General features: G+C 51.1%; 20 protein-coding genes and 1 other RNA gene. 16 read left to right on the top strand and 5 right to left on the bottom strand.

The window, feature by feature from the left end; translation table 11 throughout:
- From rpoD to rnpB, 5 genes are all read left to right on the top strand, one after another.
- Positions 1 to 1,131, top strand: coding sequence for an RNA polymerase sigma factor RpoD (gene rpoD, locus J2T14_RS02465; protein ID WP_307201840.1), 1,131 nt, complete (start codon positions 1 to 3; stop codon positions 1,129 to 1,131).
- 160 nt (positions 1,132 to 1,291) lie between these two features.
- Positions 1,292 to 2,143: a hypothetical protein gene (locus tag J2T14_RS02460; RefSeq protein WP_307467374.1), complete on the top strand. Its 852-nt coding sequence runs from the start codon at positions 1,292 to 1,294 to the stop codon at positions 2,141 to 2,143.
- Positions 2,143 to 2,925 (top strand): tRNA (adenine(22)-N(1))-methyltransferase, encoded by a 783-nt coding sequence (locus tag J2T14_RS02455; RefSeq protein WP_307467371.1) that lies wholly within the window; start codon positions 2,143 to 2,145, stop codon positions 2,923 to 2,925. The genes J2T14_RS02460 and J2T14_RS02455 overlap by 1 nt, the downstream gene beginning before the upstream one ends.
- Positions 2,892 to 4,013, top strand: coding sequence for a Nif3-like dinuclear metal center hexameric protein (locus J2T14_RS02450; RefSeq protein WP_307467368.1), 1,122 nt, complete (start codon positions 2,892 to 2,894; stop codon positions 4,011 to 4,013). The genes J2T14_RS02455 and J2T14_RS02450 overlap by 34 nt, the downstream gene beginning before the upstream one ends.
- Positions 4,014 to 4,113: 100 nt before the next feature.
- Positions 4,114 to 4,519, top strand: an RNA gene (rnpB, locus tag J2T14_RS02445) — RNase P RNA component class A.
- Positions 4,520 to 4,607: 88 nt separating this feature from the next.
- Here rnpB and J2T14_RS02440 read toward each other — a convergent pair.
- Positions 4,608 to 6,464, bottom strand: coding sequence for a S8 family peptidase (locus J2T14_RS02440; RefSeq protein ID WP_307467365.1), 1,857 nt, complete (start codon positions 6,462 to 6,464; stop codon positions 4,608 to 4,610).
- 179 nt (positions 6,465 to 6,643) lie between these two features.
- On the opposite strand from J2T14_RS02440, the gene J2T14_RS02435 reads away from it, so the two are divergent.
- Genes J2T14_RS02435 through J2T14_RS02425 form a run of 3 tightly spaced genes read left to right on the top strand, consistent with a single transcriptional unit; the run spans position 6,644 to position 7,845 of the window.
- A complete protein-coding gene (locus tag J2T14_RS02435) occupies positions 6,644 to 7,144 on the top strand; it encodes a YpuI family protein (RefSeq protein WP_307201835.1) in 501 nt (166 codons plus the stop codon).
- A gap of 56 nt (positions 7,145 to 7,200) precedes the next feature.
- On the top strand, positions 7,201 to 7,413 hold the full coding sequence (locus tag J2T14_RS02430; RefSeq protein ID WP_307467363.1) for a DUF1540 domain-containing protein: 213 nt from the start codon (positions 7,201 to 7,203) through the stop codon (positions 7,411 to 7,413).
- A 6-nt stretch (positions 7,414 to 7,419) separates the two neighbouring features.
- Positions 7,420 to 7,845: a hypothetical protein gene (locus J2T14_RS02425; RefSeq protein ID WP_307467360.1), complete on the top strand. Its 426-nt coding sequence runs from the start codon at positions 7,420 to 7,422 to the stop codon at positions 7,843 to 7,845.
- Between the two features lie 54 nt (positions 7,846 to 7,899).
- Here the strand turns inward: J2T14_RS02425 and J2T14_RS02420 are convergent, their stop codons facing one another.
- Positions 7,900 to 8,529, bottom strand: a complete 630-nt coding sequence (locus J2T14_RS02420; RefSeq protein ID WP_307467357.1) for a GTP pyrophosphokinase — start codon at positions 8,527 to 8,529, stop codon at positions 7,900 to 7,902.
- 169 nt (positions 8,530 to 8,698) lie between these two features.
- On the opposite strand from J2T14_RS02420, the gene J2T14_RS02415 reads away from it, so the two are divergent.
- Together J2T14_RS02415 and J2T14_RS02410 are read left to right on the top strand one after the other, a co-directional pair.
- The gene (locus J2T14_RS02415) at positions 8,699 to 9,487 is read left to right on the top strand and encodes an ABC transporter ATP-binding protein (RefSeq protein WP_307467355.1); all 789 of its coding nucleotides are present in this window, start codon (positions 8,699 to 8,701) and stop codon (positions 9,485 to 9,487) included.
- Positions 9,478 to 11,796, top strand: coding sequence for an alpha/beta hydrolase family protein (locus J2T14_RS02410; protein WP_307467352.1), 2,319 nt, complete (start codon positions 9,478 to 9,480; stop codon positions 11,794 to 11,796). The genes J2T14_RS02415 and J2T14_RS02410 overlap by 10 nt, the downstream gene beginning before the upstream one ends.
- Positions 11,797 to 11,879: 83 nt before the next feature.
- Here J2T14_RS02410 and J2T14_RS02405 read toward each other — a convergent pair whose 3' ends face one another.
- The gene (locus J2T14_RS02405; protein ID WP_307201829.1) at positions 11,880 to 12,581 is read right to left on the bottom strand and encodes a queuosine precursor transporter; all 702 of its coding nucleotides are present in this window, start codon (positions 12,579 to 12,581) and stop codon (positions 11,880 to 11,882) included.
- Positions 12,582 to 12,723: 142 nt separating this feature from the next.
- Positions 12,724 to 13,617, bottom strand: a complete 894-nt coding sequence (locus J2T14_RS02400; protein ID WP_307201828.1) for a helix-turn-helix domain-containing protein — start codon at positions 13,615 to 13,617, stop codon at positions 12,724 to 12,726.
- A 715-nt stretch (positions 13,618 to 14,332) separates the two neighbouring features.
- On the opposite strand from J2T14_RS02400, the gene glgB reads away from it, so the two are divergent.
- The 5 genes from glgB to J2T14_RS02375 are packed head-to-tail and all read left to right on the top strand — an operon-like array spanning position 14,333 to position 21,988.
- Complete coding sequence (gene glgB, locus J2T14_RS02395) at positions 14,333 to 16,240, top strand: 1,4-alpha-glucan branching protein GlgB (RefSeq protein WP_307467349.1); 1,908 nt, start codon at positions 14,333 to 14,335, stop codon at positions 16,238 to 16,240.
- Between the two features lie 16 nt (positions 16,241 to 16,256).
- Positions 16,257 to 17,423 carry a glucose-1-phosphate adenylyltransferase gene (locus J2T14_RS02390; protein ID WP_307201826.1) on the top strand — a complete coding sequence of 389 codons (1,167 nt, stop codon included), beginning with the start codon at positions 16,257 to 16,259 and terminating at the stop codon, positions 17,421 to 17,423.
- Complete coding sequence (gene glgD, locus J2T14_RS02385; protein WP_307467346.1) at positions 17,420 to 18,532, top strand: glucose-1-phosphate adenylyltransferase subunit GlgD; 1,113 nt, start codon at positions 17,420 to 17,422, stop codon at positions 18,530 to 18,532. The genes J2T14_RS02390 and glgD overlap by 4 nt, the downstream gene beginning before the upstream one ends.
- A gap of 46 nt (positions 18,533 to 18,578) precedes the next feature.
- A complete protein-coding gene (gene glgA / locus J2T14_RS02380) occupies positions 18,579 to 20,039 on the top strand; it encodes a glycogen synthase GlgA (protein ID WP_307467343.1) in 1,461 nt (486 codons plus the stop codon).
- The gene (locus tag J2T14_RS02375) at positions 20,024 to 21,988 is read left to right on the top strand and encodes a glycoside hydrolase family 15 protein (RefSeq protein ID WP_307467341.1); all 1,965 of its coding nucleotides are present in this window, start codon (positions 20,024 to 20,026) and stop codon (positions 21,986 to 21,988) included. Before glgA ends, J2T14_RS02375 begins: the two co-directional genes overlap by 16 nt.
- A gap of 59 nt (positions 21,989 to 22,047) precedes the next feature.
- On the opposite strand, the gene J2T14_RS02370 is transcribed toward J2T14_RS02375, so the two are convergent.
- Complete coding sequence (locus tag J2T14_RS02370; RefSeq protein WP_307467340.1) at positions 22,048 to 22,893, bottom strand: MurR/RpiR family transcriptional regulator; 846 nt, start codon at positions 22,891 to 22,893, stop codon at positions 22,048 to 22,050.
- 180 nt (positions 22,894 to 23,073) lie between these two features.
- Between J2T14_RS02370 and gntK the strand changes: the two genes are divergently transcribed.
- On the top strand, positions 23,074 to 24,612 hold the full coding sequence (gene gntK, locus J2T14_RS02365; RefSeq protein ID WP_307467338.1) for a gluconokinase: 1,539 nt from the start codon (positions 23,074 to 23,076) through the stop codon (positions 24,610 to 24,612).
- The last annotated feature ends 12 nt before the right edge of the window (positions 24,613 to 24,624 follow it).

Here is a 24,624-nt window from a genome sequence, read left to right as displayed (position 1 = left end):
ATGGCGAATGATCAACATACTGAACTAGATACGGAACAAAAACTAGATCATGTGAAGGAACAGCTGATCGAGCACGGCAAAAAGAGATCCTCTTTGACTTACAAAGAGATTATGGAGAAATTGTCGCCTTTCGATCAGGATCCGGAGCAAATCGATGAATTTTTCGAGCAGCTTGATGATTTAGGTATTGAGGTGCTTAACGAAAACGACGAGGATCATCCGCTGCGCGGCCCGGGGGAAGAGCAAGAGCGCGAGCAGGACGACTTCAACTTTGACGACGATCTGGCATTGCCGCCAGGCATCAAGATCAACGACCCGGTACGGATGTATCTGAAGGAAATCGGTCGCGTTCCGTTGCTCCTGGCAGATGACGAGGTTGAACTCGCCAAGCGTATCGAGAACGGGGACGAAGAAGCGAAGCGCAGATTGGCGGAAGCGAACTTGCGTCTCGTCGTTAGTATCGCGAAACGTTATGTCGGCAGAGGCATGCTGTTTCTTGACTTGATCCAAGAAGGCAACATGGGCCTTATTAAAGCCGTCGAGAAGTTCGATCATGCGAAGGGCTTCAAATTCAGTACGTATGCAACTTGGTGGATACGGCAAGCGATTACGCGTGCCATTGCGGACCAAGCTCGTACGATCCGGATTCCGGTTCATATGGTCGAGACGATTAACAAGCTTATTCGCGTATCCCGACAATTGCTTCAAGAGCTGGGGCGCGAACCGACGCCGGAGGAAATTGCGGCAGAGATGGAGCTTAGCACGGAGAAAGTACGCGAGATTATGAAGATCGCACAAGAACCGGTATCGCTGGAAACGCCAATCGGGGAAGAGGACGATTCGCATCTCGGGGACTTTATCGAGGACCAAGAAGCGCTTGCGCCTGCCGATGCGGCCGCATACGAGCTTCTGAAGGAACAGCTGGAAGATGTGCTTGATACGCTTACTGAGCGTGAAGAGAACGTATTGCGTTTGCGTTTCGGTCTGGATGACGGTCGTACGCGTACGCTTGAGGAAGTGGGTAAAGTGTTCGGCGTTACGCGCGAGCGTATTCGTCAGATCGAAGCCAAAGCGCTCCGCAAGCTGCGCCACCCAAGCCGCAGTAAACGTCTGAAGGATTTTCTAGAGTAAACTTTTGTTTGCATTGCCATGACCTTTCTGCGCCTGCAGCGAGGTCTTTTTTTCTACATAATCGCCAGAAAAACTTAAATGTGGTTAATCATGCATAGGCTTGAATCCGATACATACATTGAAACGTCAAAACGGTAAGACGGAAAGGAAAAGTAACATTATGAATTCGGATCGCCGGCAAATCGTTGTAAGAGAAATCGAGCATTGGCGAAGAAGCAAGCTGCTACCCGATCAATATTGCGATTTTCTACTCAATCTGTACGCGGACCAAGATATGGATAGTCAATCTTCACGGTCGCCTGGCGGGTCGAGCCATGCACGAAAAGCCGTTGCGGCGGTACAGCAAGCCACAGGCATGCAGTGGTTTCTTACATTTGGAACTTTTACCTTAATTTCCTTTGTTGTTTTTTATTTTAGCGTTTTTCATCCGCTATTGCAAATAGGCGCTATCGTGCTGGGGGCTGTCGTCTTGTTATGGCTCGGACAGCGCTTAAGGAGGCATAACGAGGCGGCTGGCCTCGCGATAACCGGCATCGGTATGCTGCTCCTTCTTGGCGGAGGGTTGTTCATGTTTAGCCTGCATGAAATAAGTCTGTGGTGGAACCAAGTTGCTCTGCTTGGCTTCTGTGCGCTATTATGGATAACTTACGGTATAAAAGCTCATATTCCCGTGCTGCATTTATGCGGCTGGATAACATCAATTCTCGTTTATGCTTGGTTGTTGTCTCATTACACGGGCGAAGCCAAATGGTACGAGATCCAGCTCTATTGGCTGCCGCTCGCTTGCTTGTTCGGCTGGGGAAGCTGGTTCATTCATCGTTGGAGGAAGGCAGTATCGGCTGTATTATTCGTTACTTGTGCCCTTGTTTGGTTTATGCCGGAGCTTTATGCAATGCTGTTTTCTGAAGATGAGATAATAGCTTGGCTGCAACTGCAACTGATCGTTAAAATTGCCGTTGGCGGAGGCTTGCTGTTTTTAATGCGAAAAAAATGGATGGTGTGGATTGTATAATGTTGAAACTTTCAAGAAGACTGCAAAAGATTGCCGATTACGTGACGGAAGGCTCCAGAATCGCCGATATTGGCTCGGATCATGCGATGCTGCCCGTATACTTGCTTCAGTCGAACAAATGTCCATCGGGTATCGCCGGAGAGCTTAACGAAGGTCCATACGAAGCTGCGCGCAAGCAAGCGGCCGATGCGGGTCTTAGCAAACGGTTAGCCGTTCGCCAAGGCGACGGCTTAGCCGTCCTGCAGCCGGGCGAAGCCGATACTGTGACGATCGCGGGCATGGGCGGCAGTCTGATGAGCGATATATTGGAGGCAGGAGCTCAGGCAGGCAAGCTGAGCGGCGTACAAGAGCTGGTGCTGCAGCCGAATGTGGGAGAAGATACCGTACGCAGATGGCTCCGTCATCATGGCTGGTATTTGGCAGAAGAGAGCATCCTGGAGGAAGACGGCAAAATATATGAAATTATGCGGGCTGTCCAAACTCCCGATGCAGCGGAATTGAATATTGAGCTGTACGATAGCAGCTTCTTGAAAGCTAAGCTTAATGAAGGGGAAGGTACCGCAGTGCTTTTTCAGATGGGGCCCCATCTGCTGCGTCGGCCTACTGCTGTTTTGCGCCATAAGTGGCGCTTGGAGCTCGAGAAGCAGGAGCGCATATGCAAGCAGCTGGCTCAATCTGAGCTGGCTGAATCGGAGCGGAAGCTGCAGAAATTCCGCGCGGAGATGAATGTGACACGGGAGGTTTTGCAATGTTTGCCAACGGACATACCGTCATCCAACTGATGGAGAAGCTTGCTCCCAAGCACTATGCGGTCGAGAACGACAAAATCGGCTTGCAGCTTGGGACGCTTAATAAACAGATCGGCAACGTGTTGATTGCGCTTGATGTGACCGACGAAGTCGTTGACGAGGCGATTGCGGCCGGGGCGGGACTCATCATCGCGCATCATGCAATTATTTTCCGCCCGCTAACGAAGCTTGATACTTCTACGCCGGCAGGAAAGCTCTATGAAAAGCTGATAAAGAACGATATCGCGGTATACATATCGCATACGAATTTGGATGTCGCCGACGGCGGCATTAACGATTGGCTGGCGGACCAGATCGGCATCTCGGCAAAGGGACGTCAATGCTTGGAGGAGGTTCATACGGACAGGCTCTACAAGCTAGTCGTATTCGTCCCGGAGAGCCATCACGAGCAAGTACTGGAGGCTCTCTGGCGCTCTGGGGCCGGGGAAATAGGCAACTATAGCCAATGCAGCTTCAATATTAAGGGTACGGGCACTTTCTTGCCGGGGCCGGACACGGATCCGTTTATCGGGCAGCAGGGCAAGCTGGAGCATGCGGACGAAGTCCGTGTTGAAGTTATTGTCCCGCACAGCGTCCACCGCAAGGCGGTACAGGCCTTGCTGAAGGCACATCCGTATGAGGAGGTGGCGTACGACTTGTACGCCGTCGATCTGAAGGGCCGTGCCTTCGGCCTCGGAAGAGCGGGCAAGCTGGAGAAGGAAGCGAGCCTTGGCGAGCTGGCCGAACGCTTGAAGCAGGCTTTCGACGTGCCGGCGGTTCGAGTGGTCGGTCACTTGGACCGCAATATTCGAAAAGCCGCCGTACTTGGCGGCTCGGGTGCAAGGTATGTGAGGCATGCGATCTTCGCCGGCGCTGACGTGCTCGTGACCGGGGACATCGATTACCATACCGCACATGATGCGCTAGCTGCCGGAATCGCTATTATCGACCCCGGTCATAACATCGAGAAGGTGATGAAGCAGCAAGTTGCCGATTGGCTGAATGAACAGCTGCAAGCCGCCAAGAGCGAGACGAAGGCTATTGCTTCTGTTTTGAATACGGAGCCATTCACATTCCTCTAATATACCGAAAAACACAAAGTTGTAACGAGGCAATAAACAATTGGAAGCAGTTAATAGTTGAGCTTTGTCCGAATACCCTGTATACTAAATCGTACTACGGAAAGTTTGACAGACAATCGCTGGCGGCCTTGTTGCCGCGAGAGGAAAGTCCGGGCTCCGCAGGGCAGGATGCTGGATAACGTCCAGTCAGCGCGAGCTGAAGGATAGTGCCACAGAAATGGACCGCCGATGGCCGGCTCACGCCGGCACAGGCAAGGGTGGAACCGTGGTGTAAGAGACCACGAGGAGTGCAGGTGACTGCAGTCCTGGTAAACCCCATCTGGAGCAAGACCGAGAGGACGCGGCAGCCGCAAGGCTGCAGCCTTAGCCTGAGGCGCGTCCGGGTTGGTTGCTGGAGCCGTATAGCAATGTACGGCCTAGATAGATGATTGTCGCTTCCTCGTGGGAGGGTCGTTCCCGTTTGGACCACTAGAAGTACAGAACCCGGCTTACGGCAAACTTTCCGCACGACCAACAACTATTAATGACAAACGAAGAAGGTTGAGCTACGATGCGCTGCATCGGCTCAACCTTCTATTTGTTTAATCAATGATCTTATTGGTATCTGTGCACAATGTTGTCCAAACGGCGTCTCACTTGGTCCGGGAACGTCTGAAGCGCATTGCCGTAGCCGGAGGCGGCTTGCAGAGCTTTATTCACGTCGATCTCGCCATGACCGAAGTAGTTATCCTTGCCATCCTCGCCTAGATCAATCGCCGAGCTGCGCATAAGTTCCATAACCTCTTCGTTGGTGAGATCAGGGTTAACCGACCGTATTAATCCCGCAAGCGCCGCGACATGCGGAGAGGCCATCGACGTTCCGGATAATGCGGCATATTGGCTACCCGGATACGTGCTTGCAATACTGTCTCCAGGTGCCGCAACGTCAATGTAATCGCCATAATTGGAGAAGGAAGCCTTCTCTTTGTTGCTGTCGGTCGCGGCCACGGCGAATACTTCAGGATAAGCCGCGGGGTATCCCGGACGGTCGGTATTATCGTTGCCGCTGGCCGCGATCATGACGACATCATGCTCATAGGCATATTTGATCGCGTCATGCAGGAAGTCGGCTTCGGCGTAATTGCCAAGGCTCATGTTAATAACTTTCGCGCCATGATCGACTGCCCATATGATCCCTTGGGCAACTGTATAAGTCGACCCCGCACCGCTGCTGTCAAGAACCTTGACGGGCATGATTTTGTTGTACCAGGAAACTCCTGCCACGCCTTCGCCATTATTGACGGCAGCACCTATAATACCCGCGACATGCGTACCGTGACCCACGTCATCGTCGGGATCGTTGTCCTCATCGACTAGATTGATGCCGTCGAGCAGTTTGCCCTTCAAGTCGGGATGGTTGCTTTGAACGCCTGTATCGAGAACGGCGACAATGACTTGTTCATCGCCCTTGGACACTTTCCAGCCCTTCTCGGCCTCGATGGACGGCAAGTTCCATTGATATTCCGAATACAACGCGTCATTCGGCACTATTTCTTCATTCGTCTCTGTCTCATTCGTCAAATACAAGTAATGGGGTTCAGCATATTCCGGGTTCCACTTCTGCCGAAAATATTGAAGCATTTTGTCCGTTTCCAGCTTTTTCGAGCGGAACACATACGTATCCCCGATTTGTTGAACGGACACCGCGTCTATATCACGCTTGATCTGTTGCAATTCACGGTCATTTGGTCTTCTTGCAAAATGAACGACCGCATCGCGAATGTGATAATGGCTGGCATTTCCATTATCTTCACCGGTGCGAACCGTCGTATCGATCGTCGAATTCGGCTTTACCGATTCGATCTTATAGTTGCCCTCGGCAGGGTAAGGAATAAGTCGTAAATTCCTTTTTTGATGAGCTTCCACCGATTTGATCACATTTTGATTGATGACGCCAACAACGCCTATGCCGGCATGCTTTGCATCGGGAATGCCGAGTACCATATACCGGTTTCCATCCTTGTCATCGAATGAAGGCGATTCGAACTTAGCCCCCTTTATGACTTGCAGCTTAGCTGTCTTCACGTATTGGTGAGCGATATCCGAGTTGGCGGAGGTCGGTATTTCGCCTCGTTCTACCGAGTGTTTGCCATTGATCCAGCTAATGAAGCGCATATGATGATGCTCGTGCATCATATGCTCGACGGATTGTTCCGAATCTTTCCGTGACGAGCTTCCGGCGCTCATCAGTTTATGGAAATCGCGTGAGCATTCCGTCGTACATAATAGGGCAGTGGCGTTCATATCATTCTGAAGCGTATTAAGCTTGAGCGTCTGTTCACGCTTAACGGCGAAGCTTTCTGACTTGCGGGCCGACTCCTCGCCGCTTCTCGGCGCGAATAGCTGGGAAGACGGAAGGAGCAGGGCGACAAGAGCGATAGCAGTGAAAGCGCCAATCCAATATTTTCGCATGTTCGAAACCTCCAATAATCGTTCAGTTGAAGAGATACCTGAAAGTTAGGGTTCGGATAACGGCGGAAAAATATGCGAAGCAAAAAGAGTCAATCGCCAGTACCACTTCCATCTAATTTGTGGTACGATGTTGATGCCTACAGTTTTTTTCTGAGTGAATTGAAAGGGGAACTACCTATATGCCATCTGCTAACGTTAAATCGATCAGCGAATCCACTCGCGCGAAATTGAAAGATGCGATCAATCAGCTTGAACCGTTTTTGAACCACTACGCTTTGCCGCAATTGTCCGAGAAGGACAGCAACGACGAAGCACAGCTGTTCTACAAAGGACTTTTATCCGATTTGAGACATTTGTTGGTGTTCTCGGAAGTCTCGGTTGAAAAGCTGGGAGTTCTTCTTAGACGCCCCAATTTCGATACCGATTTTGCGGAACGTGCTTTGTATGAAGTGTATCACCAGTGCGTAAGCGCGTTTTTCTATCCGAAGAACGAGTGCTACTCAGAGGACGGACGTTACGCGTATACTGGACAAGATGCGATCCGCTTCCGCTTCAAGCCGATCCGCGAAGCGCGGGACATCGTGCTTGGCGTATCGAAGATTTATGAGGAACTGCGCGACGAGCTGGCGTATTACGAGAACGACTACATGACGCAACGTCGCATGCAAGGACAAAAATAAGGCAAGAATGAATCACCTTCGGTCAGGGAAACTTGATAGCGGAGGTGATTTTTTTTATGCCGAATGGCGTAGCCTGCACGGTTTCCAACTGTTCGTTCTGGAAAGAAGGAAATGGATGCAATGCAAATGAGATCACGATTGAAATTGATCAGCATTCGAGCCATTCCTACAAGGAAGAATTTGCCGGAGAAGAGTTTGGTCTGTCCCATCAGGATCAGGCTAAGCAATCGAAAGCTACATGCTGCCTCACCTTTAACCCAAAGGAGTGATTGGCGATGGAGAAGCAGGACCATGAACATGATGACGCGTTAAGGAGAGACGACCCGCCACGGAGCATCGATCCGTTGACGAACGCAGAGCTGAACAATGTGAACGAAGAAATGTCGGCCGATTTCGCGGTCGGCACGCCGGTCGCTTACAATGAACGTGATCGCGATCTTCAGGATAAGGGATATGCGGCGGCAAACGATGAAGGCAACGATGTGCGAAGCGGGGGATATGCACTTGGCTGGGTGGCGCTTGTATTCGGCATAGCATCATGGTTCTTATGGCCGGTGCTGCTAGGCGCAACATCGGCGGTGCTTGGCTTCATCGCTTACAGGCAAGGGGCGAGAGGGCTTGGCGGTTGGTCTATGGCGATCGGACTATTGGCAGTTGTTATGTATTTGGTCATCGTTCCCTTTTATTATGCGATAACTTAACGAAGCAGCTCCCCAACCTGGACGGGCGGGGAGCTGTTTTTCATTATAATACGGCTATTCATGCGCTTGCGCGCGATGGCGCTGCACTTCTTCATTGAGCTCAAGCATCTGACGGTCAAGCGTGTCGATCATCGCTGCCGAGCCTTTCAGCTGCTGTTGAATATGTTCGGGTACGCGCTCGTCGAATTTGTAATAAATTTTATGCTCCAGACTGGCCCAGAAATCCATGGCTATCGTCCGAATTTGAATCTCCACGCAAATATGCTCCGTCCGATTGGTTAAGAAGACGGGAATTTCGATGATTAGATGGACGCTTTGGTATCCGTTAGGCTTCGGATTTTTTACATAATCTTTCACCTCGATGATTTTGACGTCATTTTGCATGCTTATCATTTCGACAATGTGATAAATGTCCGTAGAGAAGGAGCAGATAACTCTTACGCCTGCGATATCCCGTATATGATGCTTGGCCGCGTCAAGCGAGATGTCCAGGCCTTTGCGCCTCAGCTTCGTCATTAAGCTCTCAGGCGTCTTAATACGCGTCTTCATATGCTCGATCGGATTGTAGTCGTGAATGAACTGGAATTCCTCGTTCAGAATGTTCAGCTTCGTCTCAACCTCATCCAAGGCAAACTTATACGTTAGAAAAAAATGCGACCATTCTTTGATTTGATCGGGTTTCATAGGATAATCACTCCTGAGTTTGTAAAAATATATGAAATTCACAAAAGTCAACGGTACCCGTGCGGTATTAATCGTTGTATTATTAATAATGGTTGATATAAAGTGCGAAGTCAAATCGACCAAAGTTTACAGCATGCATAAGCATTCGTTGACCGGGAGGTTTTATCCAATGGTTATAGATATAAATGGCGTGTCGTGGGACCGCGGTGACAAGACAATTCTGCGGGAAATCGATTGGGAGGTACAGGAGGGCGAGCATTGGTGCTTGCTCGGCTTGAACGGTTCAGGCAAGACGACGCTCCTCAATATGATTAACGGGTATATATGGCCCACTGCTGGGCATATGGCTGTATTGGGCAAAAAATTCGGCGAATTCGATCTTCGCGAGCTGCGCAAAAGCATTGGCTGGGTAAGCACGTCGCTGCAGCAGAAGCTGCACGGAAGCGAAACGGCTTTCAAAATCGTATTAAGCGGAAAATTCGCGACGATTGGCTTGTATGATCACGCCGACGAGGCCGATAGCCAGAAGGCCGAGGCACTTATGCGGTCGCTCGGCTGCGCGGCGCTAATGCAGCGTACGTACGATACGCTATCGCAAGGAGAGAGGCAGCGCGTATTGATCGCCAGGGCGCTTATGGCATCGCCGAAGCTGCTCATACTGGACGAGCCGTGTACAGGTCTTGACGTCTTTGCGCGCGAGCAGCTGCTATATATGATTTCGTCGGTTGCCGAGCAGGAACAAGCACCGACTATTATATACGTAACGCATCACGTAGAAGAAATATTGCCTTGCTTCTCGAAGACGCTGCTCATCAAAGACGGTACGGTTTTTGCCGCGAGCTCAACAAACGACGTGCTTAAGACCGATACGATGAGCGCGTTTTTTGGCGTTCCCGTACGGATGGAGCTGCATGATGGACGCAACTGGCTGACCGTGAAGGAGAGCTTATGGAAATAGCGGTTAAAGAGCAAGAGAAACGCAAGTTGCTCAAATTCGCAGCCTGGCTGAGAATGAGATATGATTTGCGGGCTGACCGCGACAGCTTTGTATGGCGCATAGCAACGGGGAGTCTCGTCGGCTTCGGTTCGCTCTCCATGTATGCGGGCGTAATGGGAATGCCAACCGGACTTGGTCCGATACTGGACAACATCATCTTTCTGGCGGCGAACGTTCTGGCGATAGGGGTTTCCGCCTTCATCGTGTCGATACTGTTGTCGATGGCCTATGTTCCCGTTCCGAGGCGGTTTGCGTCAGTCCTGCTCTATGTGGGAATCGAGGCTTATTTGATTTTATATTTTGCGGAGCTAGGCATTCTGATGTCAATAATATTAGCTATTATCTATACGGCAATCGGAGCTATGCTAGGTCTCATTCTCGGTTTGCTGCTCCGGTGGAGGATCAAGCCGCGCTACAAATGGATGACCGCTATAAGTCTGGCAATATTGATCGCGTTGTTCGTTACGTTGCGGGACTGGCCGCGGCCTGCGGCGATGCCTCTGAGGGATGCGGCCGCGATCGAGCCGGCGCCGCTCCCCGAAGCGGATAATCCTTCTCTTCCGGGAACTTACGAGTTCAGCTCATTCACTTACGGAAGCGGGGCGGATAAGCATCGGGATATCTTCGGCGAGGAAGTGGATTGGTTCACGAATCCCGTCGATGCATCGGCTTACATTACGAAATGGTCGAATCTTAAGACTCTCTTCTGGGGATTCGATGAGCGGAAGCTTCCGATTGGCGGCAGAGTATGGATGCCGGAGGGCGAGGGGCCGTTCCCGCTTGCGCTTATTGTGCATGGCAACCATTTGATGGAGCAGTTTTCCGACGGCGGCTACGCTTACTTAGGGGAATTGCTGGCGAGCAGAGGCATGATCGCCATCTCCGTCGACGAGAATTTCCTGAATTATTCCGTCTGGTCGGGCATACCGAACAACGACATGAAAGTTCGTGCGTGGATGCTGCTGCAGCATCTGAAGCAGATCAAGCAATTCAATGATCGTTCCGGAAATCCGTTCTCGAATAAAGTCGATACCGACAACATATCGCTTATCGGACATTCGCGCGGCGGACAAGCAGTAGCGATGGCGGCCGATGCCGGCCGATGGTTCAAGGAAGATTCGTCGTTATCCGGGATCGAAGACGTGCGCATTCGTTCGGTTGTGGCTATAGCTCCGACAGATAAACAGGTAGATGACAAGTCCGCCCGCCTGAAAGACGTCAATTATTTGACGCTGCAGGGGGCGCGCGACGGGGATGTCAACTCCTTCTACGGCGACCGGCAGTACGGCAGATCGACATTTTCTGACGGATCGGGGGCATTCAAGGCCTCGCTTTATATTGCTGATGCGAACCATAGTCAGTTCAACACGGCTTGGGGCATGATGGACGAGCGGTTGCCGGGCGGGATGTTCTTGAACCGTCAAGGCATGCTGGACGGCGACGAGCAACGAGAGATAGCGAAGCTGTACATTTCCGCCTTTCTAGAAGCGACGCTGCACGACGAGCATGAATACAGGGAAATGTTCAGCGATTATCGGACTGTGCTCGAATGGTTGCCGCAGAGCACGTATGTAAGCCGGTACGAATCGTCGGATTTCAAAGAGATAACCAGGTTCGACGGCAGCTCCCGCAAAACAACCATAAGCGGTGGTGGCAAAGCATCGACGGAAGGAATGACCGAGTGGGAAGTGGCGAATGCCGAGGATCGCGATGGCAAGAGCAAAGGGACGAAGGGAATCTCCCTTAAGTGGGAGGAGCCAGGCGCTGGCTATGAGCTGGAGCTTCCGCAGCAAGTAACGGAACGACTATCGTCCGAGCTGCAAACTTCCAGCCTTGTTTTCTCGATGGCCAATCTGGAGCGGGACTTGCTCGAGGGCGGAGTTGATGAAACTGACGAAGCATTGGAAGAAGAAGCTGAAGCTGAAGTTGGAGCGTTGACTGAATTGCCTCCCCTCCCGGAGCTGGAAATCGTGCTGACATCGAACGATGGCCGGTCGTATAAGCTTCCGTTGTCAGAGGTTATGCCCGTTAGTCCGCCAACGTATGCGGCGTTTACGACGTTGCCATGGTTAGAGGAGCGAATGAAGGACGAGAAATACAAGGAATCGAACGAGCCTGTGTTTCAGACGTTTATCGTCCCGTTCGAAGCGTTCGAACTGCCGGACGGCCCGCTTGATCAACTTAAAATTACGAAAATCGCATTTGCTTTTGTGAACGGGCCTGGTAAAGTCATGATTGACGATATCGGATTTATGCCATGGAAACTATAATCCGGTAGGCGAAAAAGAAAGAAGCGGTCCCGTTCTTGCGTAACGGGATAACCGCTTCTTTTATAATGCGTGCTGTTCGACAATTAGGAGCCGCTCTCATCCTTGAATGTAAAGCTTCTAGCAGCGTAGAGGAAAGGAGTCGATACGAGCGAGACGATAAACTTGATAATATAGGTCGAAAGGAAGATCGACAGCCATACGTCGTTCTCATATTCACCGGCGAACGCGATGGTACAGAAGATCAGCGTATCGACAAGCTGACTGACGAGCGTGCTGCCGTTATTGCGAATCCAAAGTTTATTAGGCGCAGGGAACATACGCTTAAGAACCGAATATATTTTGACATCCAAAAACTGGCTAACGAGGTAAGCGCATAAGCTTCCAAGCGCGATTCGCGGTAGAAGTCCGAATAACGTTTCCAACGCCCCTTGCACCTCGATCGGAAACGGATCCTGATGGGGTTCGAACAAAAGCGCTAGTTGCATAATGACGGTAGTCGCGATCAGCGTGAAGAAACCGAACCATACCGCCTTCTTGGCTGCCTTCTCGCCGTACTTCTCGTTAAGCAGATCGGATGCGAGATAGATTGTGCCGTACATCGTGTTGCCGAGCGTTACGATGATCCCAAGCGGCAATTCGACGGTCTTCACGACTTGAATATTGGCGAGTACGGTTGCCATGCCGATCCAAGCGTAGACGCCGATCTTTCCGAACATTCGATACGAAATAAGGAACAGCGTAAAATGGACAATCATAAAAATAGCGCCAAACCATAGGTTAAACATACATACTTTCCTCCTAGTTTTGATAACGCGGGAGTTTGCGAACCGCGCGCCGGTCTGCTAACATGATCGGCTTTTGTCTTTTTTTATGCCTTTGTCATTATAAACGGTTGTCGCCTTGCCGGCAATGTAAATGACGGCTGGGTTACTTCCCGATTTTTGTCCATATATCATGTACATCGACACGAAGCTCCGAGGCGATCAGCTCGGCGGTCAACCGCTGCGGCCGGAGGATCTTGCCATTGCGGAGCTTCGATATCGTTTGCATGGATATGCCCGTCGCTTCGGACAGCATGCCGGCGGTCATATCCCGTTTTGCCATCCATATCTTCAGCTTCATCGAAGAATCGATCGAATCGTCGATCGGCTTCAAATCCCAAATGACGAATGCGTATTCTTTCGTCTCGCCGAAACCGTCGAAGATCGGCGTAAACGTGATGGAAAGCTCCAGCTCGATGCCGCTCAATCTGCTCGTTTGCAGCGTAAGGCTTTTTTCTTTCTTCATCGTCCCAGCCTCGGAAAGAGCATCCATTAACCGGACATGCTCGCTGTCCGCGATGAAGCTAAGGATCGTTTCGTCCTCCATTTTTTTGTCCGGCTCGAACAGCAGCGGGGCGACGCTGTCACGCAAAAATCGGATATGGGCATGGGCATCTACGATGCCGCTTATGATCACTTTATTTTGCTCGCATTTTTGCTCGATCCATTTAAAGGCGGTCAAATCCTCGAATACCACGAAACATAGAAGCTCGGTTTCACCCGGCTCCTTCGGTATCGGGTGCTGGTCGACGCGCACCGGAATTTGCTTGTTTTGCTTCGTATTAATGCCTAACTCGCTCTTAAGGGATTGCTTCGACACGTCGATATTGTATTTCAACAAATGACCCGCGCTCTCTTTCGACTTAATTTCCTCTAAGGTATAGCCGAGCAAGCGCGAAAAGGCTTCATTGGCATCGATAATCCGTACCTGGCCTTGCTCCATGCCTAAAATAATAATGGGCTTGTCAAAGATTTGGAATAAACGATAGTAGGGTGTCATCAAGGTCTCCTCTATTTTGCACAAGCTTCTGTAATAACCAACTAAAATTATAGAATAACTGCTACACCCGCACAAGAGACTTCCAAATTGTTTCAAGATCAACCTTTTCTAATAGAAAAGGTTTAATTATTTAAACTTCATAACCTCTGCGCCACGTATGGCGTGCAAATAGAGCCTAGATCTACGTTTAAGGGCGTAATCTAACGATTTACGGCCTTTATTCTATATTGGTTTCTCGATAAGATGAATGAACAGAGAGAGATCGTACATATTTTTTTACATAAAACAATGCATTATAAGTTGCACACGCTTGACTCGTACAAAGGGGAGACTACGAATGGATATTTGCAACATGGAAGATTGTACAAAGTCGATAAAAGCAAGAGGGTTGTGCGCCATGCACCATCAGAGACTAATGAGGCACGGGGATCCATCGATCGTCAGACCACGCCGAGTCAAGGCTATAGCGGATTGCAAATGGGTGAATTGCGCGAAGGAAGCGGTAACTAAAGGATATTGCTCAAAGCATTACTACATCCAGCGCGTGATGACCTCGGTTTAATTAAAATAATGCATCGTGCATCTGTACGGAAATAAAGCTACCGGTTTGTCGTAAACTATGAAAACGGACTGTAAATTTGCATAAAAGGATGTATAATATGGATAACTAAACCTATTTGACTCGCAAATGACATCCAGAAGGGTGGAGAGGCGGATGGTTCAAACGGTTCCAAACGGTTTATGCCATGAACAATTGTATTTGTTTAATGAAGGCAGCTCCCATCACAGCTACCGTTTTATGGGCGCGCATCCGATCAGCCTTGATGGAACCCATGGCGTCCGCTTTGCCGTATGGGCACCCCATGCAGTTGAAGTCCGCGTAATCGGAAGCTTCAACGACTGGGATGGAAGCCGGCACAAGATGGATCGAATCGGCTCGACGGGCATATTCGCCTTGTTTGTCGCGTATATCGGAGAAGGCGAGATTTACAAATATGAGTTGCTGACGCAATCCGGCGCTTATATTAGGAAAGCCGATCCGTACGCCTTCTATTCAGAGAGACGTCCGAACACAGCTTCAATCGTTACGAGTCTGCACGGTTATGCTTGGCAGGATGAAGCGTGGCAAGCAAGCAAACGCAACAAATCCCCCTATACGAATGCATTGCTCATCTACGAGGCGCATGCCGGTTCCTGGAAGATCAAAGGAAAAGAACACTTCTACACGTACGAGGAATTAGCGGAATCGTTAGTTCCGTACGCAGCCGATATGGGATATACTCATATTGAACTAATGCCATTGTCCGAGCATCCGCTCGACCAATCCTGGGGCTACCAAATTACCGGTTTTTACAGTGCGACAAGTCGATATGGTACGCCAAAGGGACTCATGCGTTTCGTTGACGCCTGTCATGCGCATGGCTTAGGCGTTATATTAGACTGGGTGCCCGGCCACTTCTGCAAGGACGACCACGGCTTGCGTCAATTCGACGGCACGCCGATCTTCGAAGGTGCGGATCCCAATCGCGCCGAGAAGCCGCTATGGGGCACGTTGGCTTTTGATTTTAGCCGCAACGAGGTCGTGAGCTTCCTTATTTCCAACGCGGTTTTCTGGATGGACGTGTTCCATATCGACGGACTTCGCGTGGATGCCGTTGCAAGCATGATTAACCTACATATGGACAAACCGCCTGAGATGCACACCTACAACTGGCTTGGCGGTGCCGACAACCTGGATGCGCTTCGCTTCTTGAAGAAACTTAATGAAACGGTGTTTCATTACTACCCCGACACGCTTATGCTAGCAGAGGATTCTTCCGCTTGGCCTGCCGTCACCTCGCCTACCTACAAAGGCGGCCTCGGATTCAATTTCAAATGGAATATGGGCTGGATGAATGACATGCTGCGCTATATGGCGCTTGATCCGGCTGATCGCCCGCACCACCACCATCTTATTACATTCTCACTCCTTTACGCTTTCTCGGAAAATTACGTTCTTCCGCTATCACACGATGAAGTTGTACACGGCAAACGTTCCTTGCTTAACAAAATGCCCGGCTCTTACGAGCAAAAATTCGCCCAATTACGCCTGTTCTACGGTTTCTGGATGACTCATCCAGGCAAGAAGCTGTTATTTATGGGCAGCGAATGGGGACAGTTCGACGAATGGAAAGACAGCGACATGCTGGACTGGATGGTACTGGAGTATGACTCTCATCGCGGCATGCACCGTTATGTTAAGGATTTGAACCATGTTTACGTCGACGAGTCTTCCTTGTGGGAACGGGATCGCGAGCCGGAATGCTTCGAGTGGATCGACGTGAATAATGCCAATCAATCCGTCATCTCTTTCATCCGCCGCGGCAATGGCACGTTCACCGTTATCATCGCTAATTTCTCGGCCAATGATTACGGTCAATACCGCATCGGTGTTCCAGAGCGGGGCAATTACCGCTCTTTAATGCATAGCAATGAAAAGCAATATGGAGGAACGGTTTCAGACAGACCGCCTAGCTACTGCAGCCAACCTATCGCTTGGCACGGGCACAATCAAAGCATTTTGCTTCATTTACCCCCTTTCACCTTTATGTTGCTCACCTTAGATCCGGGGAACACACATTAAGAAGGAGTTGGTGTCCATGGGCCGAAAAGAAATGATCGCTATGCTTCTCGCGGGCGGTGAAGGTAAGAGGCTTGGCGTATTGACAAAAGATTTGGCTAAGCCAGCCGTATATTTCGGCGGTAAATACCGCATTATTGACTTCACTTTAAGCAATTGCGCTCATTCGGGCATTGATACCGTTGGCGTATTGACGCAATATCAGCCGCTTGAACTGAACAGGTATTTGGGCATCGGCAGTCCGTGGGGGCTTGACCGGAGAGACGGCGGGATGGCGATCCTGCCGCCTTATGTGAAGCAAAAGGGTGGCGTCTGGTATACGGGAACGGCCAACGCAATCTATCAGAACATGTCTTTTATCGAACGTTATAATCCCGAATATGTGCTCATCATATCGGGCGACCATATTTATAAAATGGACTATGAGCTTATGCTTGACCACCACAAGCGCTGCGGAGCGGATGTGACCATCGCGGGCATCGAGGTGGATTGGAGCGAAGCTAGCCGGTTCGGTCTCATGCATGTGGACGATGAGGACCGCATTACCGCTTTTGAAGAGAAGCCAAAAACGCCTAAGAGCAATATTGCATCGATGGGTGTCTATATATTCACTTGGTCCGAGCTGCAGAAGTACTTGATCTACGATGAAGCCAACCGCAGTTCGAGTCATGATTTCGGCAAGGATCTCATTCCTTCCATGATGCGGGACGGCAAGAAGATGTTCACTTATCCGTTCAAAGGCTACTGGAAGGATGTCGGCACCATCGATAGCTTATGGGAAGCGAATATGGATCTGCTCGCCGACGAGCCGCCTCTGACGCTGAACGATTCCTCGTGGCGGATTTATTCCGTCAGCCCGCATCAGCCGGGCCACCACGTAGGCGTATCTGCAGAAATCTCGGCATCTCTTATTACGGAAGGTTGCATGCTGGAGGGCAAGGTCCATCGATCGGTGCTGTTCTACGGGGTCAATGCCGCCAAGGGCAGCACGATTACGGAATCGGTCATTATGCCTAACGTCCGTATCGGTGAAGGGGCCAGTATTCACCGTGCGATCATCGGCGAAGGCGCGGTCATACAAGCCGGCGTGACAATCGGCTCGCCGGATGACGAGGCGATTACGATCGTGGCGGTAGACCAATACGTGACGAACGATCATATGCTGCAGGAGGTGGAGCATTCATGAAGCACAAAGTAATGGGCGTTATCAATCTAATCCATGAGACGGATGAGCTCGACCGCTTGACGCAAGGGCGCTGCCTTGCAACGGTTCCGTTCGGCGGACGCTACCGGTTAATCGACTTTGCATTGTCCAGCATGGTCAATTCCGGTATCTCGAAGGTTGCCGTATTCGCACATACGAAGTATCGATCACTCATGGATCACTTGGGTTCAGGCAAGCCCTGGGACTTGAACCACCGCCAAAGCGGCTTGTTCGTGCTGCCGCCCGCGACAGACGATATCCAAGAAATTAGCCGCGGCGATCTGTATCACTTTTATCAGCATCGCGATTATTTCAACCGCGCGCCGCTTGAATTCGTGGTCATTACGCGCAGCCATATGGTATGCAATATCGACTTCGAGCCGGTGATCCAGGCGCATCTGGAGCATGCTGCCGATATTACCGTCATTTGCAAGCAGCAAGCCGAGCCTATCTTAGGCAAAGCACGCAAGGTGAAAATGGATGAAGAGGGCAGAATTACGGCGATTCAAGATCATTTCGGACGATTGGTAAGCGACATACATTCGATGGAAATGTATATTATGCGCAAGGAGCTGCTCATGGAGCTCGTCGAGACGTCGCTGGCGCAAGGGCAGGATCATCTCGTTCGGCATGCGATATTTTCCAGACTGGATAAGCTTCATGTGCAAGGGTATTTATATGAAGGCTACTTGGGTGTCGTTAACACGCTGGCGAGCTATTATCATAACAATATGAATCTATTAAAGCCTGAAGTGTGGAAGGAGCTTTTCTTTCGGCCGGGATCGATCTATACGAAGGTGAAGGATGAACCTCCCGCCCGGTATTTGGAAAGCTCTAAAGTAAGCAATTCGCTTGTTGCGAACGGCTGCCGGATTGAAGGGACGGTAACGGGCAGCATTCTGTTCCGCGGCGTTCACGTTCGCAAGGGAGCGGTCATTAGCAACAGCATCGTCATGCAGAACGGCATTATCGGAGAGAACAGCTTCATCTCCCACAGCATATTGGATAAGGACGTAGAGGTAGCGTCTTCCCGCGATATTCGGGGGGTAGAGAGCTCTCCGTTTCTAGCGGGCAAAAGAAAGATTATATAAGGCTGCCGCGGAAGCGGAAGATAGCCGCATAGGAGGAGAGAGGCCCGTGAATATATTGTTCGCAACCTCTGAAGCCGTGCCGCTGGCTAAGACCGGCGGCTTGGCCGATGTTGCGGGAGCGCTGCCCAAAGCATTGAATGCCAGAGGCGCAGACGTACGAGTCGTGCTGCCGAAATATGAGCAAATTCCGTCAGCCCTGCTTGAGCACTTCGAATTCATCGATCATTTTACGGTGTCCTTCGGATGGCGCAACCAGCATTGCGGATTGTTCAAAGGAGTTTTGGATGGCGTAACCTACTATTTGATCGATAACGAGTTCTACTTTAAGCGCAGAGGTTTATATGGTTACGGAGACGACGCGGAACGATTCGTCTTCTTCTGCTTCGCCGTTATGGAGGCTGTCGGCTACATGGAATTCCGTCCCGATATCGTTCATTGCCATGATTGGCAGACGGGACTTATTCCATTCCTGCTTCGAACGCGATACGCTTTCGACCCAGCATGGGCGTATGCGAAGTCGGTATTCACGATTCATAACTTGAAATATCAAGGATTATTCGGCATTGATCTGCTTAAGGACTTGCTCGGTGCGGGCGATGATGTGTTCTGCGCGGACGGTCTTGAATTCCATGGGGCGGCAAGCTGCATGAAGGGCGGACTCGTCTATGCGGATAAGCTGACGACGGTTAGCGGTACGTACGCGCAGGAAATACAGACGGAATATTTCGGCGAGCGGCTTGATTCATTGCTGCGTTATCGGTCCGGGGATCTCGTCGGCATCGTTAACGGAATCGATGTGCAGGCTTTCGATCCGATGAACGATATGGCGCTTCATACGCCGTATCGCAGCTCGATCAGCCGCAAGCATAAGAACAAGCTGGAGCTGCAGCGCAGGCTTGGGCTGCCGCAATCCGAGAGCGTACCGGTGATCGGCATCGTATCGAGGCTTGTGGAGCAGAAGGGCTTCGAGCTTATTATGGCAACGCTGGACGAGTTGCTTAGGGACGATATTCAGTTCGTCGTGCTCGGAGCGGGCGATGAGCGTTATGAAAGATTCTTCAATGACATTGCAGCCCGTTACCCTAGTAAGGCCGCGGTGTGGATCGGTTATGACGACGGGCTGGCTCGTCTGATCTACGCGGGGGCCGATCTGTTCGCGATGCCTTCGCAATTCGAGCCTTGCGGCTTAAGCCAGCTCATAGCGCTCCGTTACCGAACGGTCCCGATCGTTCGCGAAACCGGCGGATTGAAGGATACCGTCCAGGCCTACAACGAATATTCAGGCGAAGGCAACGGCTTCAGCTTCACGAATTATAATGCGCATGACTACATGCATACCGTTCGCAGAGCGCTTGCGATGTATCGCGACGAGGAGCATTGGAAGCGGATTGTAGCCAATGGAGCCAAAGAGGACTATAGCTGGAACCGTTCCGCCAAAGCGTATTTATCGTTGTATTCCGACCTTATTCCGCATCGAAAGGAGCAAGAACTATGGCCCGTCATCTAGTAATCGGCAACGGAAAGATGCTGCTAAACCTCGATCAGCATTGCTACATCAGGGATATCTATTATCCCTTTGTAGGACAACTCAATCATGTAGGCGGTCAATACTGCCGATTCGGCATCTGGGTGGAGGGCAAGTTCAGTTGGCTCGACGAACCGGAATGGCAGTTCGAACTCGATTATATTGAAGATTCGCTCGTTACGAACGTCATTGCCAGGCATGAAGGCCTTGGCATCGAGCTGCAAATCAACGACGGTATCCATCAGCGGGAGTGTATCTATATTAAGCGCGTCGTTATTCGCAACAAAATGAACGATACGAGGGAAGTGCGCCTGTTCTTTCATCAGGATCTGATGATCGATGGCTCGGAGGTTGGCGATACAGCGGTCTATTATCCGGAAAATCATACGTTGTACCATTATAAAAGGTCTAATTATTTTATGTTCAACGGCTTCTCCGATGAAGGCGGCATGATGCAATATTCAACCGGCATCAAACGATTCCAATCCGCCGAAGGCACATGGCGGGACGCGGAGGACGGCGTTCTGATGGGCAATTCGATTGCCCAAGGCTCGGTTGACAGCACGATCAGCTTCCGAACGGTAGTAAACGGCGGCAGCGAGAAGTCGGTCTTTTATTGGATGTCCATCGGCAAAAATCTAGAGGAAGTCAAGGAACTTAACCAATACGTCCACGAGAATCACCCGGAGAAGCTGTTAAGCCGGATGGTTATTTATTGGAAACATTGGCTGCGCCGCGCGGAGACCGACCTTGGCGATCTGCCCCATGATGTCGTAAAGATGTTCAAGCACAGCTTGCTGCTCGTAAGAACGCAGGTCGATGAGCGAGGCGCGATTCTGGCTGCGAACGACACCGATATTTTGCAATACAACCGCGACCACTATAGCTACATGTGGCCGCGTGACGGCGCGCTTATTGCCGACGCGATGTCGATGGCCGGGTACCAGAGCGTAATCGCGCCGTTCTTCCACTTCTGCGCGCAGGCGCTGTCTCCGGAAGGGTACTTGTATCATAAGTACAATCCGGACGGAACGGTCGGCTCCAGCTGGCATCCGTATATCGTGCAAGGCAGCAGACGATTGCCCATTCAAGAGGACGAGACGGCGCTTGTTTTGTTCGCTTTGTGGCAAGATTATACAAGGAATCAAGTGATCGAATTGCCGCAATCGCTCTATAGCAACCTGATTCGCAAAGCGGCCTCTTTCTTAAGCCAATATGTAGAGCATTCGTTGTCGCTCCCTAAGCCCAGCTACGATTTATGGGAGGAGCGCTACGGCATATGGACGTATACCGCTGCTTCCGTATACGGCGGCCTTATGGCAGCCGCGTTCTTTACGGAGCTGTTCGGCGATTACGAACGCAGCGATCATTACAAGAATACTGCGCAATCGATCAAGCACGGCATGATTACTCACTTATGGGACGAGGAGAGCGGACGGTTCGCGCGCGGTCTCATTCAGAAGGACAACCGATGGGTGAAGGATATGACGCTGGAGAGCAGCTTGTTCGGCATCCTCGAATTCGGCGTGCTGCCGGTGGACGACGAGCGGGTCGTGAAGACGATGCTGTCGATTAAGGAAGGGCTGAAGATCAAGACGGAGATCGGCGGCATTGCCCGTTATACGAACGACTATTACTTTCAGCAATCCGGCGAGATCGACAAAGTGCCGGGCAACCCGTGGATCATCTGTACGCTTTGGGTGGCCAACTTCGAGATCGACTCGGCGAAGTCGTTCGAAGAGCTGGAAGACGCCAAGCGGACGCTCCAATGGGTAACCGATCATGCGCTGCAGAGCGGCCTGCTGCCGGAGCAGTTGAATCCTTACGACGGAACGCCGTTGTCCGTCGCGCCGCTTACCTGGTCGCATGCGACCTTCGTGCAGAGCGTCAGCAAGTACGCGGCGAAGTATAAGGCGCTGCGGGATCAATAGGTATTCACGTAACGAAATACAAGCTGCCCGCGCATATTGCGACGGGCAGCTTGTTTTCATTATAGACGCGTTTCCGATATGGCCTGGCGAATCTTCTCCAGCGATTGCTTGGCGATGTCTTTATTCGCAATCAACACGTTCACATACAAGGCATCGATTAAGCTTAGTTGACCGATACGGGAGGCCAGCGCCTCGGAGCGGTATTCCGTTTCCTCGGAGCTTGTATGCAGCGCAACATCGACGTTCTGGCTGATCGAAGACTTCGGGAATCCGGTAATGCCGATCGTTCTTGCGCCGTTATCGCTAGCCGTCTTCAGGATGCGCAGCGTGTCCCTATTCGTTCCGGAATGGGAGAGGATGACGGCGACATCGTTCTTATCGAGCTGCGAAGCGGACATGAGCTGGAAGTGGGCATCCGTGAAGGCGAACGCCTGCTTGCCGCAGCGGTAGAACTTATGGACGGCATCCATGGCGATAACAGAGGAACCGCCAATGCCGTAAAAGTAAATGTTTTTCGCTTGGGACAGCAGCTCCACGGCCTTGCGGAACGCCTCGCCGTCCAGCAACTGGTACGTATTCTCCAGCGTGCGTATATTCGATTTAAAAATTTTCTCGGCTATCGTTTTTTCGTCATCGGACTCGTTGATTTCTTCGTAGACTTGTTGGGCGGGCGTCATAATCTCCGAGGCGAGCGCGATCTTCATCGCTTGATAGCCCTTATATCCGATATGCTTGCAGAAACGAAACACGGTTGCTTCGGCGACATGCAGATCGTCAGCCACTTCGCTAATGGTACTATGTATGATTTTTTCGGGATTTTCTAATATATAACCGGCGATTTTCTTTTCTTTCTCGCTGAACCTCGTTTGATAGGAACGGATTTTCCCGAGCATATTTTGCGCCATGGCGGATTTCCCTTCTCGTTGCGGTGTTTTGTTGAGAAGTATACCATAATCCGCTAATCGATAAACCAATTATCTATCAAGTCGGCGTAGAAAAGTTGCGCAAGCGCATAAACCCATGTAAGGTTATAGATGGTAATATGGCGCGGCTTAAGGAGTTTATAAGGGAGAGGACCTATTAGGATGAATACGAAATACATGATCGGCGTTGATATAGGAACAACAAGCACGAAATCCGTTTTATTCACGAAGAAGGGGGCAATCGTAGCGAGTCACGGCATCGAGTATCCGCTTTATTCGCCGTCTCCGGCTATCGCAGAGCAAGACCCCGAGCAAATTTTCAATGCGGTTATCGAGACGATCGGACAAGCGGTGGCAAAAGCGGGCATACATGCCGGCGAAGTGGCGTGCGTCTCTTTCAGCTCGGCCATGCACAGCGTTATTGCCGTTGACGAAGCTGGCTTGCCGATCACGCGCTGCATCACTTGGGCCGACAATCGCAGCGCGGAATGGACGAATAAAATCAAAAACGAAATGAACGGTCATGACATCTACTTGCGGACAGGCACGCCGATCCATCCGATGTCGCCGCTATCCAAGCTGACCTGGCTGAGTCATGACGAGAAGGAATTGTTCGATAGCACTTATAAATTCATTTCGATTAAGGAATACGTATTCTTGAAGCTATTCGGAGAATACGTCGTCGATCACTCGATTGCTTCGGCGACCGGAATGTTCAATCTGGAGCTGCTGCAGTGGGATTTGGAGGCGCTGCGCGTTGCCGGCGTACAAGCGGATCGGCTGTCCACGCCGGTTCCGACGACATATAAGCTTGAAGGATTGAATGACGGCTATGCGCAGCGGATGAACCTGCTCCCTACGACGCCGTTCATCGTTGGCGCTAGCGATGGCGTATTGTCCAATCTTGGCGTCAATGCCATTAAACCGGGCTCCGTTGCCGTCACGATCGGAACGAGCGGAGCGATTCGGGCCGTAACGAACAAACCGGTTACAGATCCACTAGGGCGAACGTTCTGCTATGCGCTGGCGGATGACCTGTGGGTGATCGGAGGTCCGGTCAATAACGGGGGAATGATTTTCCGTTGGGTTCGCGATCAGATCGGTTCGGAACAGGTAGAAGAAGCGAAGCGGCGCGGCGTTGATGCTTATGAGCTTCTTACGGAGCTGGCCGCCAAAGTGGGCGCAGGCTCTGACGGTTTGATTTTCCATCCATATCTGTCCGGAGAAAGAGCGCCGTTATGGGATGCGAATGCACGAGGCTCTTACTTCGGTCTAGGCCTGCATCATAAGACGGGTCATCTCGTTCGCGCCGCGCTGGAAGGCGTCATCTATAACTTGCATACGGTCTTAATGGCGCTTGAGGAGCTGATCGGCAAGCCGTCCAGCATTCAAGCGACAGGCGGCTTCGCCCGCTCCGAGCTGTGGCGTCAGATGATGTCCGATATATTCGATCAAGAGCTGCAGGTGCCGGAGAGTATCGAGAGCTCATGCCTTGGCGCCGCCATTCTCGGGTTGTACAGCTTAGGCGAGGTGTCCTCTCTGCAAGTCGTATCCGAGATGGTAGGAGGCTCGCATGTCCATCAGCCTAATAAACAAAATGCCGCTATCTATGCAGAGATCATGCCGATCTACGTTCGATTGTCGCGCTTGCTGACGGAAGAATATGCGGAAATAACCGCTTTCCAGAAAAAATGGATGTAGCCTAAGGGCCGG

Origin of the sequence: Paenibacillus harenae, from assembly GCF_030812415.1 — a bacterium.
GTDB lineage: Bacteria > Bacillota > Bacilli > Paenibacillales > Paenibacillaceae > Pristimantibacillus > Pristimantibacillus harenae_A.
Note: the sequence above shows the minus strand (reverse complement) of the source record. Positions and strands in the feature narration are given on the sequence as shown.